At 60.7% G+C, this 4,597-nt stretch carries 2 protein-coding genes and 2 pseudogenes; 3 read left to right on the forward strand and 1 reads right to left on the reverse strand.

What is annotated here, in order from left to right; translation table 11 throughout:
* From BN2503_RS18540 to BN2503_RS18550, 3 genes and pseudogenes are all read left to right on the forward strand, one after another.
* Positions 1–553: pseudogene (locus BN2503_RS18540) on the forward strand (transposase); the annotation flags it as partial.
* A 131-nt stretch (positions 554–684) separates the two neighbouring features.
* Positions 685–1,404 (forward strand): annotated as a pseudogene (locus BN2503_RS18545) (tyrosine-type recombinase/integrase); the annotation flags it as partial.
* Positions 1,405–1,615: 211 nt separating this feature from the next.
* A complete protein-coding gene (locus tag BN2503_RS18550; protein WP_199445281.1) occupies positions 1,616–4,249 on the forward strand; it encodes a molybdopterin-dependent oxidoreductase in 2,634 nt (877 codons plus the stop codon).
* 217 nt (positions 4,250–4,466) lie between these two features.
* On the opposite strand, the gene BN2503_RS21485 is transcribed toward BN2503_RS18550, so the two are convergent.
* Positions 4,467–4,597, reverse strand: a 131-nt coding sequence (locus BN2503_RS21485) for an integrase core domain-containing protein (RefSeq protein WP_148639778.1), incomplete at its 5' end; no start/stop codon positions are given.

Raw genomic sequence — 4,597 nt, forward strand, 5'->3', positions numbered from 1 at the left:
CGAGCGCCGGCAAAAGGATGTGGATGCCACACACACGAAAAAGCACGGCAAAAGCTACTTCGGCTACAAGCTCAGCGTGAGCGTGGATCTCAAGCACGGCTTCATCCGTCGCATCGCCACGGGCACAGCCAGCGAGCACGACGGACACCACTTCGATGAGGTGCTGGACATGCACAACACCGGGCGCAGCGTGCACACGGACAAGGCCTACGCGAGCCGGTAGCGTCGGCAGATGCTGCAAGTGCTGGGCTTCGTGGACGCGATGCAGCGCCGGGCCCAGCCGGGCCAGCCCCTGAGCGAGTGCCAGAAGCGGCGCAACCAGCGCATTGCCAGCAAGCGTGCCCGGGTCGAACATGCGTTTGCCGGCATCCGGCACATGGGCGGCAAGTTCGTGCGCACGATCGGGCAGGCGCGCGCCACGGTGGCGATGACGATGATGGCTGCCTGCTACAACTTGAAGCGCCTGGCCTCGTTCCTTGAGCGAGGCGTGGATGCGTTCTTCAAACCGGCAACCACCAAGGCACAGGTGCGCCTGCAAACGGCGAAAGCCTGAGCCATCGGGGCTGCAAGGCCCCTCAATGCACGAGGTGCAGACCGCCGTAAGGCCTCATCGCGCATTCAAAACGGCTGGCGTCCAATCGTGCCTATTCGGATCCGTCAATCATGGGGTTGTGAGAGGTTCCCGACCGCCTCGATCTGCTCGAACAGGGACAAGTCGAAGCGGCCAGCGCGCATCTCACTATTCACATCGAGGGCGTGCCGGCCATGGCGGAGGAGGATAAGTCTGATGCCATGGCTGCAGCTTCCTCTACGGCACCCGTTCCACCGGTGGTAGCCACCCCCATGGTCGTGACGCCGAGCGACGGAGGCATCACCTTCCAACGGTTGTCGCAGGTGCCGCCACCCCCGACACATGCGCCGGAACCCGAGGTGTCCGCCATCCAGCGCGAGCGCGAGGAAATGCTGGCCATCTACGAGTCGCCGAGCAGTCTGCCGGTGCCCCTGTTCGGCAAGTTGGCCGGAAAGTCCAAGGACCAGATCAACCGCGAGTTGAAGGCGGGCAAGCTGCTCTCCATCAGCCTGGGCAACCGGGGGCAGCGCGTTCCCGATTGGCAACTGGTGCCGCTCAAGCACAAACTGGCCCAGGTGCTCATGCGCCAGTCCCCGCATGCGGACTCGTGGGAGCTTTACCGCATGCTGGCCAGGCCACACCCGGACCTGGGTGACCGCGCGGCCATCGACATTGTGACGCCGAGCAATCTGGGCATGGTGGTCCAGGTCATCGCGGGCAACCAGCCCCATGGGAATCCTCCCGAGGTCGTCCCGCCGCGGCCAATCTCCGAAGAGGTGCGTCAGAGAGTTCGCCGGCTGATGGAGAGCGCTGTCGCCTTGGACGGCGCGTAAGGGTATTGCGCACGCGGGGGCCTTATGCCCCCGCGCTGCCTCCGCTCCGAGTGAGAACGGATACAAAGATATTCGCTATAGCCATTGAAGAAGTAGGTGAATAGGCGCTTAATTGTCTGCATCTGCAAACGAGGAGCGCTTCATGAGTTTCACACGACGTCAATGGCTGGGCGCAAGCGCTGCCAGCATCCTGGGTGCGGTCACGGCGGGCATGAAGCTGTCGCCTCTGGCGCAGGCCATGGCGGCCACCGAGTTGAGCCCTGCCGCACAACTGGCCGCACTCAAAGCCTTCAGCGGCACGGTGGCGCACGCCACCCATTACGGCCCGCTGATGGCCACAGTCCAAAAAGGCCGCATCGTCAAGATCGATGCGCAGGCCAGCGACAAGATGCCCACCGCCATGCTGACAGAAGGCGTGCTGGATCGCACCTACGATAAGACCCGTGTCGCTGGTGCCATGGTACGAAAATCGTATTTGGAATGGGAGCAAAGCGGCCGCAAGGGCAGCAACAAGCCCGAGCTTCGTGGCAAAGACGAGTGGGTGCAGATGAGCTGGGACACGGCCTTGGGCCTGACCGCCAAGGCCATCCTCGACACCATCGAGAAATACGGCAACGAGGGCTGCTTTTCCAGCTCGTACGGCGGCTGGTCTCACGCGGGCATCTTCCGCCCTAACGTGCTGCAGGGGCGCTTCTTCAACCTGCTTGGAGGCTCGTCGATGACGACGGGCGATTATTCTGCTGGGGCCGGCCAGATCATCATGCCCATGGTGATTGGTGATATGGAGGTGTACTCGGCACAGACCTCTTGGGAGCAGTTGCGCGATAACACTGAGTTGGTCGTGTTTGTGGGCTGTGACCCGGACAAGAACAATCGCATTGAATACACCGTTTGCGATCATGAGATGTACGCAGGCTGGGAGGCCATCAAGAAAGCCGGCTGCCAGTTCATGTCCATCAACCCGCAGGTGACCACGACTGACGAAAAGATGGGCTCGGAATGGGTGCGCATCATCCCCAACACCGATACGGCCTTGTTTATGGCCATGAGCCATCACTTGCTCAGCCAGAACAAACACAACCAGGCATTCATCGACAAGTACACGGTGGGTTTCGACAAGTACCGCGCTCACCTGGAAGGCAAGGACGGCACGTCACCCAAGACACCTGAATGGGCTGAAAAAATCACCGGTATCCCTGCGGCCAAAATCCGCTCGATGGCCGAGCTGATGCAGTCCAAGCGAACGCAGCTCTGTGGCTCTTGGGCTATTCAGCGGGCGCACCATGGTGAAATGCCTTATTGGGCCATCGTTAACTTTGCTTGCATCCTGGGCAACATCGGCCTGCCTGGGCAGGGTGTGGGCTTCAGCTGGCACTATGGTGGCGGTGGCACGGCGCAATCGGGAGGCACGGCGCCCACTGGCCTGTCGCAGGGACGCAATCCGGTGAAAAAAATCTGCCCGGCCTCTCGCATTAGCGAGATGCTGCTCAACCCCGGCAAAGAATTCACCTACAACGGCAGCACGTACACCTTCCCCACGGTCAAGCTGATCTACAACGCGGGCAACAATGCGTTCTCGCACCAGCAAGACCTTAACGAGCTGGCGCGCGCGATCCAGAATGTGGACACCATCATCTGCCATGAGCCGTGGTGGAACGGCTCGGCGCGGTGGGCCGACATCGTGCTGGGAGCTACTACCACGGTGGAACGTAATGACATCAGCTCCGCCGGAACGTACAGCATCGACAAGGTCTATGCGATGAAACAGATAATCGCGCCGCAGCATGACGCGCTGGACGACTTTGAGATCTTCCGCCGCCTGGCCGCGCTCTGCGGCGTCGAATATGCCTTCACCGAAGGCAAGACGCAAATGGACTACGTCAAGATCGCTTACGAAGCCAGTAGCGCCGCCAAATACACGCCGTTCGACAAATTCTGGGCCGAGGGTATGGCCCGTATTCCTGTACCCAAGGAAGCGCACCAATGGGTGCGTCATGGCGATTTTCGAGCCGATCCGGCTAAGCACCCGCTGCACACGGCCAGCGGCAAGATCGAGATGTACTCTTCCACCATCGAGAAGCTGAACATTCCCGACATGCCACCCATGCCGCATTGGCAGGAGCCGGGGGAGTACCTGGGCAACGCGCGCAAAGGCCAGGTGCATGTGGTCAGCCCCCACCCCTACTGGCGTCTGCACTCTCAGATGAACAACTCCGAGAGGCTGCGCAAGCGCTACACCGTTCAGACACGCGAGCCATTAACCATCAGCGTCGAGGATGCCAAGTCTTATGGTATCAAGGATGGCGACCTGGTGGAGCTCTACAACGAGCGCGGCGCGGTGGTGGTTGGCGCACGGGTCTCAGACAAGATCATGCCTGGCGTGGTGAGCCTGTACGAAGGAGCCTGGCCGCAGCTCGACAGCAAGGGGCGTTGCAACAATGGACTGGTCAATTTCCTGACCTCCAGCCGACGGGCCAGCGGCCTGACGCAGGCCACTACGGCAAACACATGCATCGCATCGCTACGCAAATGCACCGATGCTGACCCGGGAGGTACCAAGGCTTTCGATCCGCCAAAAATCGTAAAAAAGGACATCAAGTTTGAGGAGAGTTTCTTCGGTATCGAGCGGGCGGCAGCGCTGCGCGAAAAAGCCACTGCCTCGCTGACGCGCGCCGAGAAGATCTTCTACCAACGTTGCACCGTCTGCCACGGCCCGCGCGACCCTGCCCAGTTCACGGAGAAGCAGTGGCAGGGAATCACACCCAGCATGTTCCAGCGCGCAGGTCTGACCGCTGATGAACAAAAGATTGTGCTCGACTTCCTTCTGGAGAACGCCAAGCACTGATGCAGCCGACGGACTGTCCCCTCTAGTTTTCTGCATGCGGAGCTACAGGGCCGCGAGGTTTACGTATTCCCATCTGAGACGTCAATGCTCCGGTCCGTCCGCTAGCACCTCACGGAATGACAATGGGCAACAGGAGAGGGTTGTTGAGGTTCGACTGGAAGCGCCTACCGATGTGGATGATCTGGTTCTGCGACATGCCGGCGCGTAAGCTCCCCTGTCAAGCAGACAGTTGATTTCCAGAGTCTGCGGCGGTTGTGGTGATCAATCTGGGCATGAACTGCTTGGGCGGCACGCCACCCAGGGCGTCATGCGGTCGGTACTCGTTGTACTGGGTTAGCCAGTCGTCCG

Source organism: Paenacidovorax caeni (genome assembly GCF_001298675.1).
Taxonomy (GTDB): domain Bacteria; phylum Pseudomonadota; class Gammaproteobacteria; order Burkholderiales; family Burkholderiaceae_C; genus Paenacidovorax; species Paenacidovorax caeni.

Bases quoted from the DNA above. Each gene is read 5' to 3' on its own strand.
- BN2503_RS18550 (WP_199445281.1), top strand. From the start codon at position 1,616: ATGAAGCTGTCGCCTCTGGCGCAGGCCATGGCGGCCACCGAGTTGAGC.